This is a genomic window from Pseudomonas sp. AF03-9 (assembly GCF_020515815.1).
Taxonomy (GTDB): domain Bacteria; phylum Pseudomonadota; class Gammaproteobacteria; order Pseudomonadales; family Pseudomonadaceae; genus Aquipseudomonas.
Genome location: NZ_JAHPJF010000018.1, coordinates 118052 through 137787, shown reverse-complemented (window position 1 = coordinate 137787; position 19736 = coordinate 118052). Strand labels below are relative to the sequence as shown.

The following is a 19736-nucleotide window of genomic DNA, read 5'->3' as shown; positions in this document are numbered from 1 at the left end:
AAACGGGCTAACCCACCCGGTCCCGGAAAGCATGCACCCATTGCGCGAAGTAGAGTTTCCTTAATAGGCAGGGTGACGCTGCCCAGCCAAGCCAGTTCCCGGGTTGGCCCGCGCTGCCTATTTGCGGTGTGAGCTGGCTTGCTTGCGTTGGGGACAGAAAACGCGCCACGCAGTTGTCAGCCACCCCCCGGCACATCCGGCCAAAGATCCGCCACCAAAAACAACCGCTCCGCCTCTTCCCAATCCCCGTCCATCTGCACCATCCGCACCAACAATTGCGCCGGCGCCATCGGGTCGAGTTCTTCCAGCCACCCCTGCATCTGCGCTTCACTCCACACCTCACTCGCAGGGTAATGTGCTGGCGCCAGCCAGGCATGGCGGGGCAGGGGTTGCCAGCGGCCGGGTTGGCGGGTGCTGGCGAATGCTTGCCAGTCGCGCTGATGCAGCCAGCGTCCGCGCAAATGTTGAGGGTGGGCGCCAAGGGGTTCGTCGGCTTCGCCGGGCCAGGGGTAGAGCAAGTAGCCACCCAGCCATAAATGCGCGTCGAACTGCTGAATATCCAGAGCGGCCAGCGCTTCGCGGCTCTCCGCCCGCGCAGAAATCGGTAATTGGTGTTGGGCCAGGTGCGTCAGCTTGCGGTCCAGCCGATCATGGCAGCCAGGGCCCAGCCACAAGGCGGTGTCTCTACCGTCGCCAGCTTGAGGGCCGAGGTATAGTTTGATCGCCAATTCCAGGTGATGCACGCCATCGCGGTCGCGCAGCAGCATATCCAGCTCCCCGAGGGTATGTCCGGCACGGCGGATCGGCAGGTTGGCGGCCAGCAATTCCACACCGGGCGCGTGCTGCACGGCGAACTGCCACAACCGCTCGCAGTACAGGCCAAGGCGTCGGGTGCGGGACAGACTCAGCCACTGTTGCAGTGCGCTGCTGTCTTGATCGAGTTGACGTAGCCAGCCTTCCAGCAAATGCGGCGCTTGCACCCAATCGCTGCCCGCCAATGGATGGCGTTGCGGCCACGGCGTCTGGCTGAGCATCGGCGGTGCGAGCATCACCCACGCGAGGTCGCGCACCTCAGGGCGGCGCAACTGGCGGGGCAGGTTGTGCAGATCCGGGAACACAGTCATGGTCCGAGCATAGCCGTTTAACCGTGGTGCAGGTGGCTGAGAACCATTGTCATCAAGGCTTCGCGGCGACAAAGGATTTTGCCTGGGGCGGCCTTTCGCCCATAATCGCGGTTTTCCGCCACGCCGCACACCCCGCAGGAGCCCCATGGAGCAGTTTCGCAATATCGGCATTATCGGTCGCCTGGGCAGTACCCAGGTGCTGGACACCGTCCGCCGGCTGAAAAAATTCCTGCTGGAACGCCACCTGCATGTGATCCTCGAAGACACCATCGCCGAAATCCTGCCGGGCCATGGCCTGCAAACCTCGTCGCGCAAGATGCTCGGCGAAGTCTGTGACATGGTCATCGTGGTCGGGGGCGACGGTAGCCTGCTTGGCGCCGCCCGGGCGTTGGCGCGGCATAACGTGCCGGTGCTGGGGATCAACCGGGGGAGCTTGGGTTTCCTGACGGACATCCGCCCGGATGAGCTGGAAGTCGAAGTGGCCAAGGTGCTCGACGGCCACTACCTGGTGGAAAACCGCTTCCTGCTGCAAGCCGAAGTGCGCCGCCATGGTGAAGCCATCGGCCAGGGCGATGCCCTCAATGACGTGGTGCTGCACCCCGGCAAGTCCACGCGGATGATCGAGTTCGAGCTGTATATCGACGGCCAGTTCGTGTGCAGCCAGAAGGCTGACGGCCTGATCGTCGCCACGCCCACCGGCTCCACCGCCTACGCGCTGTCCGCCGGTGGTCCGATCATGCATCCCAAGCTGGATGCCATTGTGATCGTGCCGATGTACCCTCATATGTTGTCCAGCCGGCCGATTGTGGTCGATGGCAACAGTGAGCTGAAAATCGTGGTGTCCAAAGACATGCAGATCTACCCGCAGGTATCGTGTGACGGGCAGAACCATTTCACCTGCGCCCCCGGTGACACCATCACCGTGAGCAAGAAGGCACAGAAGTTGCGGTTGATCCACCCGCTGGACCACAACTACTACGAAGTGTGCCGCACCAAGTTGGGCTGGGGCAGCCGCTTGGGGGGTGGAGGCGACTGATGCTCGATCCCGCGCGTAGCTACGACCTGATTGGTGACGTGCACGGTTGCGCCCATACCCTTGAGCACTTGCTCGACCAAATGGGCTACCACAAGCTGGGCGGCACTTGGCGCCACCCGTCGCGGATGGCGGTGTTCCTGGGCGATATTATCGACCGCGGTCCGCGTATTCGCGAGGCGCTGCATATCGTCCACGACATGACCGAAGCAGGCCAGGCGCTGTGCATCATGGGTAACCATGAATTCAATGCGCTGGGCTGGAGCACACCGGCGCCGCCGGGCAGCGGCAAGCAGTTCGTGCGCGAACACAACCCACGGCATGCGCGGTTGCTCCACGAGACGCTGACCCAATTCGAACAGCACCCCGGCGACTGGCATGACTTCCTCGGCTGGTTCTACGACATGCCGCTGTTTGTCGACGCCGGGCGCTTTCGTGTGGTGCATGCGTGCTGGGATGACGGCTTCATCCAACCTTTGCGTGCGACGTTCCCGGATGGCTGCATCGACCAGCATTTCCTGCAGGCCGCCGCTGTGCCGGGCAGCTTTGCCTGCAACGCCTTTGATCGCCTGTTGCGCGGTACCGACATGCGCTTGCCGGACGGCTTGACGCTGACCGGCGGTGATGGCCTGACGCGCTCGTTCTTTCGCACCAAATTCTGGGAAGACGACCCGAAAACCTACGGCGACATCGTGTTCCAGCCCGACGCACTGCCCGAACCGGTGGCGCGTACGCCGTTGTCGTCCACCGAAAAGAATTCCCTGCTGCGCTATGGCATCGACGAGCCATTGTTGTTCGTCGGGCATTACTGGCGCAGCGGCAAACCGGCACCGATCCGCGAGAACCTGGCCTGCCTGGACTACAGCGCGGTGCTGTACGGCAAGTTGGTGGCGTATCGACTGGACCAGGAAACCCGCCTGGACCCACGTAAATTCGTATGGGTCGACGTTGAGCGACCCGAGGTGATTGTATGAGTAGCGTGGCGGTATTGCGCTTGCCCCTGAGCGTTGACCTGAGCGGTTTCGTCAAGCTGCTGCAACGCATGCAGGTGCCCCATCGCGTCAGCGAGGAAGCGGGCGAGCAGGTGTTGTGGGTGCCGGAAACCATCAGTGACGACGTGCGCGTGTTGTATCAACGCTTTCCTGCCGGTGACCCGGACCAGCAACTGGATATTCCCGAGCAGGCGCCGGTGACGCGCCCAAGCTTTGTGCAGCAACTGCGCCACAGCCCGGTGACCGCGTTGGTGCTGCTGGCGAGCATTATCGTGGGTGCGGTGACCTTGCTTGGTGAAAACCTGCAGGCCATGGCCTGGCTGACGTTTCTGCCGTTTCGCATCATGGGCGAATACATCCAGTTCACGCCGTTGGCCGACAGCCTTGCGTCGGGCCAGTGGTGGCGCCTGGTCACGCCGATGCTGATCCACTTCGGCATCCTGCACCTGGCCATGAACGGCATGTGGTACTGGGAGCTGGGCCGGCGCATCGAAGTGCGCCAGGGCAGCATCAACCTGCTCGGCCTGACCCTGTTGTTCAGCCTGGTCTCCAACTACGCGCAATACGCTTACGGCGGTCCGAGCCTGTTCGGCGGTTTGTCCGGCGTGTTGTATGGCTTGCTCGGGCATTGCTGGATTTTTCAATTACTGTCGCCCAACCCGGCGTATCGTCTGCCCCGTGGGGTGCTGGTGATGATGCTGGTGTGGTTGGTGTTGTGCATGTCGGGGCTGGTCTCGATGATCGGTTTCGGCGAAATCGCCAACGCGGCCCACGTCGGTGGCTTGGTTATCGGTTGCCTGACCGGTTTGCTGGGTGGTGTGTACAACCGCCGCAAATCTTCTATTTGATAAGGAAGAGCTCATGTCCTCTTTTGCTGAAATGATCGAAAACATCACCCCGGACATCTACGCGAGCCTCAAGCTTGCCGTGGAAATCGGCAAATGGTCCGATGGCCGCAAGCTCAGTGCCGAGCAACGCGAGCTGTCGTTACAGGCGATGATTGCCTGGGAAATCCAGAACCTGCCGGAAGAGCAGCGCACCGGCTACATGGGCCCGCAGGAATGCCAGTCGAAGTCGACCACCGTACCGAACATCCTGTTCAAGTCGGATGCGATCCATTGATTGAAATCGGTCGTGGTGCAGTCAGCAAAATGTCGGCGCAACTCGGTGAGCCGACCGTTCAATACGCGTTTCGCCTGGGCGATGCCGAGGTGCCGGTCAATCCGTTGATCGGCAGCCATATCCGCCTGGAATACCTTGGCGCCATCCATTGCAGCCATTGCGGCCGCAAGACCAAGACCAGCTTCAGCCAGGGGTATTGCTACCCGTGCATGACCAAGCTGGCGCAGTGTGACCTGTGCATCATGAGCCCCGAGCGTTGCCATTACGACGCAGGCACCTGCCGTGAACCGTCCTGGGGCGAGAAATTCTGCATGACCGACCATGTGGTGTACCTGGCGAATTCGTCGGGGATCAAGGTCGGTATCACCCGTGCCACTCAGTTGCCGACCCGTTGGTTGGACCAGGGCGCGATCCAGGCGCTGCCGATCATGCGCGTGGCGACCCGCCAGCAGTCCGGTTTCGTTGAAGATGTGTTCCGTAGCCAAGTGGCCGACAAGACCAATTGGCGCGCATTGCTCAAAGGCAACGCTGCGTCCGTGGACCTCAAGCAAGTGCGCGATGAACTGTTCACGTCCTGTGCCGAAGGCATCAGCGCCTTGCAGGAACGCTTTGGCCTACAAGCCATCCAACCCGTTACCGACATCGAGCCGATAGAAATCCGCTACCCGGTGGAGCAATATCCCGCCAAGATCGTCAGCTTCAATCTGGACAAGAACCCGATTGCCGAAGGCACGCTGCTGGGGGTCAAGGGCCAATACCTGATCTTCGATACCGGCGTCATCAATATCCGCAAGTACACGGCCTACCAGCTCGCCGTGCATCAGTAGAAGGACACCAAGCATGCGCACCGAACAACCGAAGATGATTTACCTCAAGGACTATCAGGCGCCGGACTACCTGATCGACGAGACGCACCTGACCTTCGAGTTGTTCGAGGACCACAGCCTGGTCCACGCGCAACTGGTAATGCGCCGTAACCCTGAGCGCGGCGCGGGCTTGCCGCCGCTGGTGCTGGATGGGCAGCAACTTGAGTTGTTGAGCGTGAACCTGGCGGACCAGCAACTGACTGGCGCCGATTACCAGTTGACCGACAGTCACCTCACGCTGCAGCCGAAAAGTGAGACGTTTACCTTGGATACCACGGTAAAAATCCACCCGGAAACCAACACCGCCCTTGAAGGCCTGTACAAATCCGGCGGCATGTTCTGCACCCAGTGCGAAGCCGAGGGCTTCCGCAAGATCACCTACTACCTCGACCGCCCTGACGTCATGAGCACCTTCACCACCACGGTGATCGCCGAACAGCACAGCTACCCGGTGCTGCTGTCCAACGGCAACCCGATTGCCAGCGGCCCGGGCGAAGACGGCCGCCACTGGGCGACCTGGGAAGACCCGTTCAAGAAACCAGCCTACCTGTTTGCGCTGGTAGCCGGTGACCTGTGGTGCGTTGAAGACAGCTTCACCACCATGACCCAGCGTGAAGTGGCATTGCGCATCTACGTCGAGCCGGAAAACATCGACAAATGCCAGCACGCCATGACCAGCCTGAAAAAATCCATGCGCTGGGACGAAGAAACCTACGGCCGTGAGTACGATCTCGACATCTTCATGATCGTTGCCGTCAACGACTTCAACATGGGCGCCATGGAAAACAAGGGCCTCAACATCTTCAACTCCAGCGCCGTGCTGGCCCGTGCTGAAACCGCCACCGATGCCGCGCACCAGCGGGTCGAGGCGATTGTCGCCCACGAATACTTCCACAACTGGTCGGGCAACCGCGTGACCTGCCGCGACTGGTTCCAGCTGTCGCTCAAGGAAGGGTTCACCGTCTACCGTGACTCGCAATTCTCTGCCGACATGAACTCGGCCACCGTCAAGCGCATTCAGGACGTGGCGTACCTGCGTACGCACCAGTTCGCTGAAGACGCCGGCCCCATGGCTCACGCGGTGCGCCCGGACAGCTTTATCGAGATATCCAACTTCTACACCCTGACCGTGTACGAAAAGGGTTCGGAAGTTGTCGGTATGATCCATACCTTGCTCGGTGCCGAAGGCTTCCGCAAAGGCAGCGACCTGTATTTCGAACGCCATGACGGCCAGGCCGTGACCTGCGACGACTTCATCAAGGCCATGGAAGACGCCAACGGTGCCGACCTGACCCAGTTCAAGCGCTGGTACAGCCAGGCCGGCACCCCACGCCTGGCTGTGAGCGAGTCCTACGATGCCGTGGCAAAAACCTACAGCCTGACCTTCCGCCAGAGCTGTCCGCAAACCCCGGACAAGGTGGAAAAACTGCCGTTCGTGATTCCCGTGGCGTTGGGCTTGCTGGACGCGCAGGGCGCGGCTATCGCCTTGCGTCTGGCCGGCGAAGCCAGCGCTGGTGCTACGTCACGGGTGATCTCGGTGACCGAGGCCGAGCAGACCTTCACGTTCGTCGACATCCCCGAGCAGCCGCTGCCTTCGCTGCTGCGCGGCTTCTCGGCGCCGGTGAAGTTGAGCTTCCCGTACAACCGCGATCAACTGATGTTCCTGATGCAGCACGACAGCGACGGCTTCAACCGCTGGGACGCCGGCCAGCAGTTGGCGGTACAGGTGTTGCAGGAACTGATCGGCCAGCATCAGGCCGGTCAGCCGCTGCAGCTGGACCAGCGCCTGGTCGACGCGCTGGGCACGGTGCTCAGCGATGAATCGCTGGACCAGGCAATGGTTGCGGAAATGCTCGCGCTGCCAGGCGAAGCCTATCTGACGGAAATCAGCGAAGTGGCGGATGTCGATGCCATCCACGCTGCCCGCGAGTTTGCCCGCAAACAATTGGCGGACAAGCTGCATGACGCCTTGTGGCTGCGTTACCAGGCCAATCGCGAGCTGTCGAAGAAGACCCCTTACGTGGCCGCGGCCGAGCACTTTGCCCGTCGTGCTTTGCAGAATATTGCGTTGTCCTACCTGATGCTCAGCGGCAAGCCCGAGGTGTTGGCTGCGACGTTGGAGCAGTTCGACGCCAGCGACAACATGACCGAGCGCCTGACCGCACTGGCGGTGTTGGTCAATTCGCCGTTTGACGCCGAGAAGGCCCAGGCATTGGCGGTATTTGCCGAGAACTTCAAGGACAACCCGCTGGTCATGGACCAGTGGTTCAGCGTCCAGGCCGGCAGCACCTTGCCCGGCGGGTTGGCGCGGGTGCGGGCGTTGATGGAGCACCCGGCGTTCACCCTGAAGAACCCGAACAAGGTGCGTGCATTGATTGGCGCGTTTGCCGGGCAGAACCTGATCAACTTCCACGCGGCAGATGGCTCGGGCTATCGCTTCCTGGCGGATCTGGTGATCCAGTTGAACGGGTTCAACCCGCAGATTGCTTCGCGTCAATTGGCGCCGCTGACCCGCTGGCGCAAGTATGACAGCGCACGTCAGGCGCTGATGAAGGCCGAGCTGGAGCGCATTCGCGCCTCGGGAGAGTTGTCGAGCGACGTGTTCGAGGTGGTCAGCAAGAGCCTTGCGTAAAGCCCATGGCATTTGATTCGCCACTGGCCGCCTATCAGCACGCCATCGCCGAGCAGGGCTTCGTTACCGACGACGCCCAGCGTCGGGCGGTGGAGGCTTTGCAAGCGTGTCACGAGGCGCTGCATCAAGGCCGTTCACACGTCGCCGGGGTTTACCTGTGGGGGCCGGTGGGGCGTGGCAAGACCTGGCTGATGGACCAGTTCTATCAAAGCCTGCGCGTGCCGGCGCGGCGCCAGCATTTTCATCACTTCATGGGCTGGGTGCACCAGCGCTCGTTTCAGCTCACGGGTATCCACGATCCCTTGCAAGCCCTGGCCCGAGAGTTGGCCCGGGAGGTGCGCGTGCTGTGTTTTGACGAGCTGTTCGTCAATGACATTGGTGACGCCATCATCCTGGGTCGCCTGTTCCAGGTGATGTTTGACGAGGGGGTGGTGATGGTCTGCACATCCAACCAGCCGCCCGACCAGTTGTACGCCGGCGGGTTCAACCGTGAGCGTTTCCTGCCGGGTATCGCGGCGATCAAACAGCATATGCAGGTGGTGGCAGTGGACGGCGCTGAGGATCACCGTCTACACCCTGGCACCGGGCTGCAACGTTATTGGGTGAATCGGCCCGAGGCCTTGGCCGAGGTGTTCAAGCACTTGAGTGAAGGGCAAGCCGTCAGCAAGGGGGCGGTCAGCGTCGGTTATCGTTCGATCATGGCAGTGCAGGCCAGCGAGACCGTGCTCTGGTGCCGTTATGCCGACCTATGCGAGCAACCGCTGTCGGCCATGGATTTCATGCAGTTGTGTGATCGTTACCGTGCGATCTTGGTGGGCGAGGTGCCCAACCTGAGCGCGCAGAAGCGTCCGGGACGCATTGCACGTGGCACCGAGGACGGTGCACAGCGGGTGGCGGCGGGGGATCGGGAGCTACCCGAACTGTCGGTACACGATGACAGCGTGCGGCGTTTCATTGCGCTGGTGGATGAGTGCTACGACCGCAAGGTGCCGTTGTTCATCGAGGCGGCGGTGCCTCTGGAGTGTCTTTACACCGAAGGCTACCTGGAATTTGCATTTCGTCGCACACTCAGCCGTTTGCAGGAGATGCAGTTGCAGCGCTTTGGCATGTGAGAAAAATTCCGCGCACTGCCTTGTTGGTGCGTGTGGATGCGCACAACCTGTGCCGTTTCTGTCGGGTATTGGTAGTAAATCTCCTTCATCTATAGCCTGCGCCGCGCATACAATCGTTCGCCTCAAAGGGAGACGATTCCCGTGTTGTCGCGATCGAGGAAGGCAATGGACACTCCAGACATTCTGGTGCTGCAAGCCAGCTACACCAATACCGTGCACGCCGAGGCCATCAGCCTGGTACTCAACCATTACGCCGAAGACCCGATGGGGGGCGGTCACAGCTTGCCTGCCGACCTGTTGCTGCAACTGCCTGGCGAGCTGGCCAAGCGCCCACACGCATTCAGCGTGCTGGCATTTGTCGGCGGTGAGCCGGCGGGGTTGGTCAACTGCTTCGAGGGGTTCTCGACCTTTGCGTGCCGTCCCTTGGTCAACATCCATGATGTGGTGGTGATGCAACAGTTCCGTGGCTTGGGTCTTAGCCAGAAAATGCTGCAGAAGGTCGAAGAAATCGCCCGTCAGCGTGGTTGCTGCAAGATTACCCTGGAAGTACTTGAGGGCAATGCAGTCGCACAATCGGCGTATCGGAAGTTTGGTTTTGACGATTCGAAGTTTGATCCGGCGCACGGCCGCATGCTGTTCTGGAATAAACCGTTGTAAGTAGTGAGTTGTTAAGCGTGCAAAAAAAAAGGCGCCAGAATCTGGCGCCAAGTTTACCTTGGCCAAAGGAGCGGGAAGGCTAAGGGAGTTGCGCGTTGATTAAATCTTCGGTTGTTGCTCGTCGCCGCGTTGAGCCGCTTGTTCAGGCTTTGGTTGTTTTGCGTCATTGGCCGCAGTTTGCTCGGCTTTGCCATTGGACTGCTCTTGCATGAGCTTGAAGTTGGCGTAGAACTCCTTCGAACGCTCGGCGCCGCCTTCGGCAAAAGCGGCAGCAGAGGTCAGGGTCATCAAGCCTGCAAGCATCAGCGTAGAGAGTTTCATCGTCGGTATTCCCAGTTGGTTTTGAGGGGTGTCGGTCCGCTTGGACCAGACTCGTGGGGCCGATTATGTGCAGGCTTTATTAAGAGAGGCTTAACTGAGCGGCGTCGAAACTTAATATTTTTGTTAAGTTTCGAAGCGCCGCAGGGCAGGGGGATTAAAGTTTCCAGTCCAGCGCCAGTGTAATAGAGCGTGGGTCGCCCCAATACACGCCGTTATAAAAGCCGACGCGTTCGTAGTACTTTTTATCGAATAGATTATTCACGTTCACCGAAGCCGACACGTGCTCGTCGAACTGGTAGCGCGACATCAAGTTGACGACGGTGTAGGCCTGCTGGGTGATCTTGGCGCGTTGGGTGTTCAGGTAGCCCTCATCGTCCCGGCCACCGCTGGGGCGGTCGGCGAACTGGTAGAAATCACTCTGCCAGTTCACTCCGCCGCCCACTGTCAGCCCGCGCCATTCGCCCGGCAGGCGGTAGGACGTCGACACCTTGAGCATGTTCAGCGGCACGTTGGTGTTGTTGCGTTGCTTATCACCATTGAGCGAGTGCGTGTAGCTGTAGCCCGCCGTGAGGTTCCAGTCGGGCAGCACTTCGCCCGATACCTCGGCCTCGAACCCTTGGACCTTGCTGCCTTTGCCGCTGGATGTGTAGAACTGTTCGCGGGTCACTGGGTCTGGTTCGGCTGCGTTGTCCAGTTCGGCGACGTTGTCCTGGGTGCTCCAGAAATACGCAGCGGCCAGGTTTACGCGCTCGTTGAGCAGGCTGCCCTTGATGCCGAGCTCATAGTTGCTGCCGACCACGGGCTCAAGGTATTTGCGGCTGACATCACGCACGCTTTGCGGGTTGAAGATGTCGGTGTAGCTGGCGTACACGGTGTACTGCGGCGTGATGTCGTACAGCAGGCCCGCGTAGGGGGTCCACATGTCGTTGTGGGTCTGGCTGGTTTTGGTGGCTTTGGTCAGGTTGAAGCTGGCGTCGTACTCCGGCGACACGCTTTCGATGTCCCAACTGCCATAACGGCTGCCCAGCACGGCGTGCAGTTTGTCGGTCAGGCTCAGGCGCGTGGCGAGGTAACCGGCCTTCTGTTTCTTGCGCGAGTGTTCGCCCTGAAGGTTGGTGGTGCGGTCGGGGAACTTGGCGATGGCGCCCATGTGCTTCCAGTCCTCGATGGTTTCGTAGCCGTCAGGCGTGGTGAAGCGCTGGTAGGGCGAAGCATCGCGCTGCTGGGACTCACCGTAACCCACCATCAGCTCATGCTCGCGACCCAGCAGCGCATAGGTGCCGTTGAGATTCAAATCGACCACGTCCATTTTCGAAGTGCCGACCATCTGGTTGGTCCAGGCGGTCATGCCACTGCCATCCGGATTGGGGAAGCCCGCACCGCCGTAATACACCTTGCCGTCGGTATCACTTTGTCGATGGGTATAAGCGGCTTTGAGACGCCAGTCGGCCGACAGCTTGTGGTCGATGGAGGCAAAGGTGGTCTTGTCCTTGAGTGGCCAAGAGCTCCAATCTGCAGCCAGGTTGGCCGAGCGCGAGAGTCGTGCCTTGCTGCCGTCGCTGTTCCAATAGGGAAGGGTGCCCCAGGAGCTGCCCTGCACATGTTTGTTCTGGTAATCGAAGCCTACGGCGACCACGGTGTCGTCTGTCAGGTCGCCCTCGAGAATGCCGTAGCCGACTTCCCGTTGCAGCGCGTAATTGTCGCGAAACGACTTGCTGTCGCGGTACGCCAGCACCGTACGCCCACGCAGGCGCCCATCAAATGCCAGTGGGCCGCCGACGTCCAGGTAGCTGTAGTAGTTGTCATGGCTGGCACCGCTGACGCCGGTCTTGGCTTGCCACTGGGCGGTGGGGCGTTTGCGGATCATGTTGACCGTGGCCGAAGGGTTGCCGGCGCCGGTGGTCAATCCGGTGGCGCCCCGCACCACTTCAATACGGTCGTAGATGATGGTGTCGGCGTCTGACTTCATGCGCCCGAAGGTGTTGAGCATGCCGTCGATCTGGAAGTTATCGATGCCGTAGCCACGCGACGAGTAGCCCGCCCGGTCCGAATCCAGATGCTGGACGGTAACCCCGGTGGTCTGGCGCAGTACATCAGTCAGTGTATTGAGATTGAAATCATCCATCTGCTGGCGAGTCACCACCGAGATCGACTGCGGGGTTTCCTTGATCGACAGGTTCAGCCGGGTGGCGGTGCTCATCGAGCCGGTAGTATAGGCCCCGGTGTGCTCGGTGGTGGTGCCAAGGCCTTCGGCGGTGATGCTGGTGCTGCCCAGCTCCAGGGCCTTGCTCGGCGTGGCGTCGGGGTCGGTTTCAGCCAGCAGGTGCGGGCTCAGTGCGGCACTGAACAGGCCGAGGGAGAAGGTCATGGAACGGGTAAAAGGCGCGAACATCGCGGAAGACTCCTTGTCGTCTTTGAGGCCTTCTCGGTAAGAAAAGGCCTTGGCTCAAAGACGAAAGGAGCGCCCGAACTTTAGGGCTGGATGAGAATGATTGTTATCTTTTTGTTACGAGCGGTCGTTTACTTGGCCACCACATCCGTAGGCTCGGTCTTCTTCGGTTTGATCAAACTGAAATCAATCAACGGCTTCTGCTGGCGCATGTACGGGTTGCCGATCATCTGTGGGCGCGCCTTGAAGCTGTCGCTGACCAGGCTCTTGCTATGGTCCAGTTCGTCGAAACTCAGCCCGGCCAGGTCGGCCCAGGTGTGGATCAACTGCGAGCTGCTGTAGGGCCGCTGCAAGTCGCCGGCAAAGCTCCAGTCGTGGCTTTCGCGCCATTTCGGCGAGGCGTAGGCCATGAACGGAATGGTGTACATCGGTGCCGTCGGCTTGCCTTCGTTGCGCCCCAGGGTGGTGTGGCCGGCGGAGTCGAATACGTCTTCGCCATGGTCCGAGAGGTACAGCAAAAAGCCGTTCGGGTCGGTCTTGGCGTAGTCCTTGATCAGGCTCGACACCACGAAGTCGTTGTACAGCACGGCATTGTCGTAGCTGTTGTAGGTCGGCAACTGGTCGTCGCTGATCCCGGCAGGTACGCCCTGGCGGTCGGTGAACTTGTCGAAGGTCGGCGGGTAACGGTACTGGTAGCTCATGTGGGTGCCGAGCAAGTGCACCACGATGAACTTGCGCTCCGCCGGGTCGGCCAGGGCCTTGGCGAACGGTGGCAACACGTCGCCGTCGTACTGGCGGGCGTTCTGGTTGCGGTTGTTGTTCAGGTACACCTGCTCGTCAGCTTGTTCGGAGAAGGTGGTAAGCATGGTGTTGCGCTTGGTCATGGTCTGCTGGTTGGTGATCCAGTAGGTTTTGTAACCGGCCTGCTTCATCACGCTGACGATGGATGGGGTCTTGAGGTACAGGTCCGGGTTCTCTTCGTCGGCGAAGGTGAGGACCTGTTGCAGCGCTTCGATGGTGTAGGGGCGCGGGGTGATGACGTTGTCGAACACCGCCAGCTGATCGCGCAGCTTGTCCAGTTCCGGTGTGGTGTTGCGCGGGTAGCCATAGAGGCTCATGCGCTGGCGGTTGGTGGACTCGCCGATTACCAGCACCAGGGTCGACGGTTGGCCGGCCATGTTGTCCTTCAGATTACGCAGCGGCGGGATCTGGCTGGCGCTGTCGAGCATGCCCTGCATGTTGTCCAACTGCTGGGTGTAGCGGTGATAGGCGACGATCATCTGCCACGGCACCGCCGGTTCGATACGGGCTTCGAAGCGATCGAAGGCCTCTTCCAGGGTGTCGCTGCGGGCGATCTGCTTGACCAGTGGGTAGCCGACAATCGCAATTACGATAGCGGCGGCCGCCACCAACGCCTGTCCGCGTGGCAGGTAGACCGGGCGTACACGGGTCCAGAGGAATATGGCCACGGCGGTGTGGGCAATGAACGCCAGCACGATCCACCAGGCGAAGTACTGGGTGGCATATTCGCCGGCTTCAGAGATGTTCGACTCGAACATGATGAAGATGACGCTTTGGGAAAATTCCTGCTGGTAGATGAAGAAATAACCCAGGCTGGCCATGGAGCAGGCCCACAGCACCACGCCAATCAAGGCGGAAAGCAAACGGGTTTGGCGCGGGAATATCAACAACGGGGCCAGCCACAGCGCACTCATGAAGAACGCCTGACGAAAGCCCGCAAAACCGGAAACGCCGGTCAATTGGATCAGAAGTTGAGTAATGCCCGAAAAGTACCAGAAAAACAGGAACAGCCAGCACAGGCCAGCCCAATCAAAGCCTTTCGCAGACTTAGTGCTGCGTTTGAACATCGCCATCCAGCGCTCCAACCCGGTTATTTTTCAGCTGTGTGCAGGGACGCACGCAACACAAGCCACCCTTGCATGGGGTGGCCCTTGGGGGCTGGAGTATCGAGAAGGGGGTGTGAAAACTTTGTGAGTTATTTGTAAGGATTACCTTACGAGGCGCTCAGTGTCGGGGCTGGGGCTTGGCTGAGCTGGCCTTGCAGGTGCGAACGCAGGCGCAGCACTTCCTGCTGCAATTGATCGCGCTCATCCTTCAACTGGCGCAGTTCATCGCGACGGACAGTGACGTAGAGGGTCTGTGGAGGGCGGGTCATCTGTGCTGTGCTCATTGCTTGCCTCGCAAATAGCCGGTGGATCGCGGTGCCAGAACGCTTGATTCGAGGTTCTCGGCATCAGTCGGAAGCAAGTCTGAATTCTTTTTTGCAGCAAGGGAACTTTTTTATTTTTGGTGGTCGTGTGACTTTCGCTGCCGTGATGTTGAAACGATGGCTATTTTTTTGTCATGAAACTGAATGGATCTGTGCGGTTCTGATCCTCATTAGGCGCATTGCGCTATAAACTATGTCACACATTTTTTTAGTAGTTAGGAGCATCAGCACATGCAACTGGGGATTATCGGACTAGGCCGCATGGGCGGGAATATTGCACGGCGCCTGATGCTCAATGGGCATACCACCGTTGTTTTCGACCGTAACGAAGCATTTGTCAAAACCTTGAGCGAAGAGGGCGCCACTGGCGTCGGCGGCCTCAAGGAACTGGTCGCCGGGCTGCAACAGCCGCGTGCCGTATGGGTCATGCTGCCAGCAGGCGCGCCCACCGAAGACACCATCAATGAGCTGAGCACGCTGCTGGAGGCTGGCGATGTGATCATCGACGGCGGCAACACCAACTATAAGGATGACGTGCGTCGCGGCAAGGCACTGGCGGAAAAGGGCCTGCACTACGTTGACGTCGGCACGTCCGGCGGCGTTTGGGGCCTGGAGCGCGGCTATTGCATGATGATCGGCGGCGACACCGAAACCGTGCAGCGCCTGGACCCGATCTTCAAGACCCTGGCCCCGGGCATCGGCAACATCCCGCGTACCAAAGACCGCAAAGACAGCGCTGACCCGCGCGCCGAGCAGGGCTACATCCACGCAGGCCCCGCGGGTTCCGGGCACTTCGTCAAGATGATCCACAACGGCATCGAATACGGGATGATGCAGGCGTTTGCCGAAGGTTTCGACATCCTCAAGACCAAGAACTCGGACAACCTCCCGGAAGATCAACGTTTTGACCTCAACGTCGCCGACATCGCCGAAGTCTGGCGCCGTGGCAGCGTGGTGTCGTCCTGGCTGCTGGACCTGACCGCCGACGCCCTGGCCACCGACCCGAAACTCGACGGCTACTCCGGCTCCGTGGCCGACAGTGGCGAAGGCCGCTGGACCATCGAAGCGGCCATGGAACAAGCCGTGCCGGTGCCGGTGCTGTCCACTTCGTTGTTCGCCCGTTTCCGTTCGCGCCAGCAGAGCACCTACGGTGACAAAATGCTTTCCGCCATGCGCTTCGGCTTTGGTGGCCATGTGGAGACGTCCAAAAAATGACCGCCAACGGCAAGAAGTCCAAGGCCGAACCCGCTCCACCCACCATATTGTTTCTGTTTGGCGCCCATGGCGACCTGGTCAAGCGCCTGCTGATGCCGGCGCTGTACAACCTCAGTCGAGATGGGTTGCTGGGCGATGGCCTGCGTATTGTTGGCGTTGATCACAACGCCATCAGCGACGCCGACTTTGCCAAGAAGCTCGAGGACTTCATCCGCACCGAGGCCGCCAGCAAGGTCAAGGGCAATGCCGACAATGCCCTGGACCCACAGTTGTGGGCCCAGTTGGCCAAGAACATCAGCTACGTCGAGGGTGACTTCCTCGACGACAGCACCTACGTGGACATCGGCAAGAAGATCGCCGACAGCGGCACCGCCAATGCGGTGTTCTACCTGGCCACCGCGCCGCGCTTCTTCAGTGAAGTGGCGCAGCGCCTGGGCAGCGCGGGGCTCTTATCGGAAACCGAGGATGGCTTTCGCCGCGTGGTCATCGAAAAACCCTTCGGCTCCGACCTGGCCACCGCCGAAGCGTTGAACGCCAGCCTGCTCAAGGTGATGAGCGAGAAGCAGATCTATCGCATCGACCATTACCTGGGCAAGGAAACCGTACAGAACATCCTCATCAGCCGTTTTTCCAATGTGCTGTTCGAGGCATTCTGGAACAACCATTACATTGACCACGTGCAAATCACCGCCGCCGAAACCGTCGGCGTTGAAACCCGGGGCAATTTCTTCGAAAAAACCGGCACCTTGCGCGACATGGTGCCCAATCACTTGTTCCAGTTGCTGGCGATGGTGGCCATGGAACCTCCCGCTGCGTTTGGTGCCGACGCGGTGCGCGGTGAAAAAGCCAAGGTGATTGGTGCCGTGCGGCCCTGGTCCCTGGAGGATGCGCGAGCCAACTCGGTACGCGGGCAATACACCGCCGGTGCAATCGGCGGCAAGCCACTGCCCGGTTACCGCGAAGAAGCCAACGTCGCGCCCGACAGCAGTACCGAGACCTTTGTCGCCCTCAAGGTGATGATCGACAACTGGCGCTGGGTTGGCGTGCCGTTCTACCTGCGCACCGGCAAGCGCATGAGTGTGCGCGACACCGAAATCGTCATCTGCTTCAAGCCTGCGCCTTATGCGCAGTTCCGCGACACCGAGGTGGATGAGCTCAAGCCCACCTACCTGAAGATCCAGATCCAGCCGAACGAAGGCATGTGGTTCGACCTGCTGGCCAAAAAGCCTGGGCCGACCCTGGACATGGCCAATATCCAGCTGGGTTTTGCCTACAAGGACTTCTTTGAAGTGCAGCCGTCGACAGGCTACGAAACCTTGATCTACGACTGCATGACCGGCGACCAGACCTTGTTCCAGCGTGCCGACAACATCGAAAACGGCTGGCGTGCGGTGCAACCGTTCCTCGATGCCTGGAAGCAGGATGACGGCATCCAGCCCTACAAGGCCGGCGAAGATGGCCCCGCCGCGGCAGACGCGTTGCTGGCCCGTGATGGCCGCACATGGCACTCCCTCGGATGAGTGATGCCGCGATTCATCCCATCCGCTTTATCCTCAGTGACCTGGACGGCACCCTGCTGCATCCCGATCACCGGCCCAGCCAACGCACCGTTGATACGGTACGTGCGTTGCGCGCCGCCGGGGTGTTTTTCAGCCTGGCCAGCGGGCGTCCGCCCAAGGCCATGCTGCCTATGGTCGAGACTTTCGGTATCGATATTCCGGTGGCCGGCTTCAATGGCGGCACGTTGATCAGTCCTGATGGCAGCGTGCTTGTCGCCCATCATCTGCCTGCTGAAGCGGCGCTGATTGCCCTGGCGCTGTTTTCGGCCGCGCCGGACGTCGAAACCTGGGTGTTTGCCGACGGTGACTGGCTGCGCCGCGACCTACCAGGGCCGATGGTGCAGCGCGAGACCGATGGCTTGGGTTATGGCCCGGTCGTAGTGGAGAGTTTCGAACCGTACCTGGACCGCATCGACAAAATCGTCGCCGCCAGCCTCGATACGCAACGCTTGATTGAACTGGAAGCGCAGTTGCAGCCCAGGGTGCAAGGGCTGGCGCAGGTCTCGCGTTCACAGCCGGTGTACCTGGACGTGACGGCGATGCTGGCCAACAAAGGCGAGGCGTTGAAGACCCTGGCCGCCCACCTCGGAGTGCCGCTGGAGCAAACGGCGGCGATTGGGGATGGCGGCAATGACCCGGCGATGTTCCAGGTGGCCGGGTTGTCGATTGCCATGGGGCAGGCCGAGGAGGCCGTCAAGCGTCAGGCCAGCGTGGTCACCGGCAGTCATGTCGAGGATGGCGCTGCCGAAGCCTTCGAGCGTTTCATCTTGTCTGCCGGCCTGCGATAGACAGCTACCACAGGCCCTCTGCGTTATACCTCGATACTGCTGGCCGCCCTTGGCGCCCTGATTGACGGGGCGCCACGACACGACAAGGATTCGTCCCGTGGCCACGCACGCATCCTCTGCCCTCAATGGGCTCTCGCTGTAGCCGATACCACAAATCAGGCGCCATTTTCTTTCCTGCCCCACGCTGCAAGAAGTGGCAATTGCCGTCTTGCAGCAAAGCTTGGGCAATCAATATCGGTGGTTGGTTATCAACCCGCCTCACCCGGTGCTGATGGAGCCGGTCTACATCTTTGACGGCAAGGCCTTCAAGCTGGCCGGCCACAACAGCCTGACATTGGTCGATGCGTTGATCGAACGATGTGCCACCGGGACATTCGTCGACTATTCCGACGGGACGTTCCTGGCACAAAGTGCGCAGCCGAATTCATCGCTTCCACTGCAGGTCAAAAGCAGTGACGTGGAAGCCTTGATCAATGATCGTGGCCCGCAGTTGCTCGAGCGCTATCAAGAGGCATTGGTCAACTATTGGATGGAATCAGGCACCCACGGCACGGCGCGCTTTCTGTGGGGTGATAGGCAACCGTCGCAGTGTCGTGGAGGAGGGTGAAGTGCAAGCCTATGTCGACGTGCTTGAACCCTTTGACCACCGCAGTATCTGGCCTTTCAAGCAGCAAGGTACGCAGGAGGAACCGATGTGGCGGGAAGTGCCTGCACCGCTTGTGAAGGCTGCGGATGAGCTTGCTGCCCATGAGCAACTGGCGAATATCGGCGGTGAAGCCAATCGCTTGTGGCGCGGCGCGGGAAACCAGTTTACCCAGCTCCTCCAGATGGAGGCATTCGCTCGGTTCTCACCACGGCTGGTGCGCAGAGAGTGGTTGAACTATGCGAACAAGATGGTCCGGCAACGAGATTTGCTGATCGATGCACTGAAAGTACCTGCTGCCTCGCCGAAGCATCAGGAACTACTGGAGTTTTTCAAAAACACACCCAGTGCCCTGTATGACGAAGTCATACGCTTTCAGGAGCAGGCGTCGCTGGCCCGTAATCGCATGATCCTTCACGGGGCCCCCACATCGGAGGGCCTTTTGACGTTGTACAAGGCGTGGTTGATCGACGTGGTGGAACTGGACAGCCATGACCCGTTGATTCGCCCATTTGTGGTGCGGGAGTGTTCCTCAGGGCGCGAACTCTGGTTTGCACGTTTTTTCTATGAAGATCAGAGTGCGCGCAACATTGGTTACCACTTTTTCCGAGGACTGCTACTTCGATATGCTGATCGAAATGCCAGCTACCACAAGTTGAAACAACGCACCTCGAACAACCAGCTGCTGATCAATGTTTTACGTTCCTACATTGATCGAGAAGTTGCCGAAACGGTGTTCTTCGGCGAGGACGTCAACCCCGCCGACCAGTAATTACTTCGGCATGGCCCAGGACTGAAGCTGATAGCCACTTTTGTCGAGTTCGGCGCGGGCTTGCAACAGCAGGTCTTCCAGTTGCGCCGGGTCGGTATAGGCGCTAGACGACAGTTGCTTGCTGCCGATACGCGTGTTGGTGCGGTCGATGACGCTCAGGCTGAGGGCGCCATTGCCGTCATGCCAGGCCACGCATTGAAAGGGTTGGAAGGCACGGTCTGCGATCAAAAGAGCTTCGTTGATGCGGAGCGGGGCGTTCATGTGGGTCGTCTCTCTAAATG

19 protein-coding genes are annotated in these 19736 nt (G+C 60.1%); 13 read left to right on the top strand and 6 right to left on the bottom strand.

Annotated features, from left to right (window positions below; all coding sequences use genetic code 11):
* Positions 1-176: 176 nt before the first annotated feature.
* Complete coding sequence (locus LIY36_RS22175; protein ID WP_226457165.1) at positions 177-1124, bottom strand: DUF1853 family protein; 948 nt, start codon at positions 1122-1124, stop codon at positions 177-179.
* Positions 1125-1269: 145 nt separating this feature from the next.
* Between LIY36_RS22175 and LIY36_RS22170 the strand changes: the two genes are divergently transcribed.
* The 8 genes from LIY36_RS22170 (at position 1270) to LIY36_RS22135 (ending at position 9538) form a co-directional block, all read left to right on the top strand.
* Complete coding sequence (locus tag LIY36_RS22170) at positions 1270-2160, top strand: NAD(+) kinase (RefSeq protein ID WP_003217892.1); 891 nt, start codon at positions 1270-1272, stop codon at positions 2158-2160.
* Positions 2160-3131, top strand: coding sequence for a metallophosphoesterase (locus tag LIY36_RS22165; RefSeq protein WP_226457164.1), 972 nt, complete (start codon positions 2160-2162; stop codon positions 3129-3131). Before LIY36_RS22170 ends, LIY36_RS22165 begins: the two co-directional genes overlap by 1 nt.
* Positions 3128-3997, top strand: coding sequence for a rhomboid family intramembrane serine protease (locus LIY36_RS22160; RefSeq protein ID WP_226457163.1), 870 nt, complete (start codon positions 3128-3130; stop codon positions 3995-3997). The genes LIY36_RS22165 and LIY36_RS22160 overlap by 4 nt, the downstream gene beginning before the upstream one ends.
* A 13-nt stretch (positions 3998-4010) precedes the next feature.
* Positions 4011-4271, top strand: a complete 261-nt coding sequence (locus LIY36_RS22155) for a YeaC family protein (protein WP_065927897.1) — start codon at positions 4011-4013, stop codon at positions 4269-4271.
* Entirely contained in the window at positions 4268-5098 is an 831-nt protein-coding gene (locus LIY36_RS22150) for a DUF2797 domain-containing protein (protein WP_226457162.1), read from the top strand. The genes LIY36_RS22155 and LIY36_RS22150 overlap by 4 nt, the downstream gene beginning before the upstream one ends.
* 13 nt (positions 5099-5111) lie before the next feature.
* Complete coding sequence (pepN, locus tag LIY36_RS22145; RefSeq protein ID WP_226457161.1) at positions 5112-7769, top strand: aminopeptidase N; 2658 nt, start codon at positions 5112-5114, stop codon at positions 7767-7769.
* A gap of 5 nt (positions 7770-7774) precedes the next feature.
* Complete coding sequence (gene zapE, locus LIY36_RS22140) at positions 7775-8881, top strand: cell division protein ZapE (protein WP_226457160.1); 1107 nt, start codon at positions 7775-7777, stop codon at positions 8879-8881.
* A 165-nt stretch (positions 8882-9046) separates the two neighbouring features.
* Entirely contained in the window at positions 9047-9538 is a 492-nt protein-coding gene (locus LIY36_RS22135; RefSeq protein ID WP_226457159.1) for a GNAT family N-acetyltransferase, read from the top strand.
* A 99-nt stretch (positions 9539-9637) separates the two neighbouring features.
* Here LIY36_RS22135 and LIY36_RS22130 read toward each other — a convergent pair whose 3' ends face one another.
* The 4 genes from LIY36_RS22130 to LIY36_RS22115 all read right to left on the bottom strand — a co-directional run bounded on the left by LIY36_RS22130 (position 9638) and on the right by LIY36_RS22115 (position 14439).
* Positions 9638-9859 (bottom strand): hypothetical protein, encoded by a 222-nt coding sequence (locus tag LIY36_RS22130; RefSeq protein ID WP_226457158.1) that lies wholly within the window; start codon positions 9857-9859, stop codon positions 9638-9640.
* 154 nt (positions 9860-10013) lie between these two features.
* The gene (locus LIY36_RS22125; protein ID WP_226457157.1) at positions 10014-12251 is read right to left on the bottom strand and encodes a TonB-dependent siderophore receptor; all 2238 of its coding nucleotides are present in this window, start codon (positions 12249-12251) and stop codon (positions 10014-10016) included.
* A gap of 128 nt (positions 12252-12379) precedes the next feature.
* Positions 12380-14122, bottom strand: coding sequence for a phosphoethanolamine transferase CptA (locus tag LIY36_RS22120; protein WP_226457156.1), 1743 nt, complete (start codon positions 14120-14122; stop codon positions 12380-12382).
* 140 nt (positions 14123-14262) lie between these two features.
* Positions 14263-14439, bottom strand: coding sequence for a DUF6026 family protein (locus LIY36_RS22115; protein ID WP_268945373.1), 177 nt, complete (start codon positions 14437-14439; stop codon positions 14263-14265).
* 270 nt (positions 14440-14709) lie between these two features.
* Here LIY36_RS22115 and gnd point away from each other — a divergent pair, with 270 nt between their 5' ends.
* The 5 genes from gnd to LIY36_RS22090 all read left to right on the top strand — a co-directional run bounded on the left by gnd (position 14710) and on the right by LIY36_RS22090 (position 19455).
* On the top strand, positions 14710-15693 hold the full coding sequence (gene gnd, locus LIY36_RS22110; protein ID WP_192299666.1) for a phosphogluconate dehydrogenase (NAD(+)-dependent, decarboxylating): 984 nt from the start codon (positions 14710-14712) through the stop codon (positions 15691-15693).
* Positions 15690-17213: a glucose-6-phosphate dehydrogenase gene (gene zwf, locus LIY36_RS22105; RefSeq protein WP_192299665.1), complete on the top strand. Its 1524-nt coding sequence runs from the start codon at positions 15690-15692 to the stop codon at positions 17211-17213. Before gnd ends, zwf begins: the two co-directional genes overlap by 4 nt.
* Entirely contained in the window at positions 17210-18040 is an 831-nt protein-coding gene (locus LIY36_RS22100; RefSeq protein ID WP_226457154.1) for an HAD family hydrolase, read from the top strand. The genes zwf and LIY36_RS22100 overlap by 4 nt, the downstream gene beginning before the upstream one ends.
* Positions 18041-18233: 193 nt before the next feature.
* Positions 18234-18647 (top strand): hypothetical protein, encoded by a 414-nt coding sequence (locus LIY36_RS22095; RefSeq protein ID WP_226457153.1) that lies wholly within the window; start codon positions 18234-18236, stop codon positions 18645-18647.
* 1 nt (position 18648) lies between these two features.
* Positions 18649-19455: a hypothetical protein gene (locus tag LIY36_RS22090; protein WP_226457152.1), complete on the top strand. Its 807-nt coding sequence runs from the start codon at positions 18649-18651 to the stop codon at positions 19453-19455.
* On the opposite strand, the gene LIY36_RS22085 is transcribed toward LIY36_RS22090, so the two are convergent.
* Positions 19456-19716 (bottom strand): hypothetical protein, encoded by a 261-nt coding sequence (locus LIY36_RS22085; RefSeq protein ID WP_010210845.1) that lies wholly within the window; start codon positions 19714-19716, stop codon positions 19456-19458.
* Between the last annotated feature and the right edge of the window lie 20 nt (positions 19717-19736).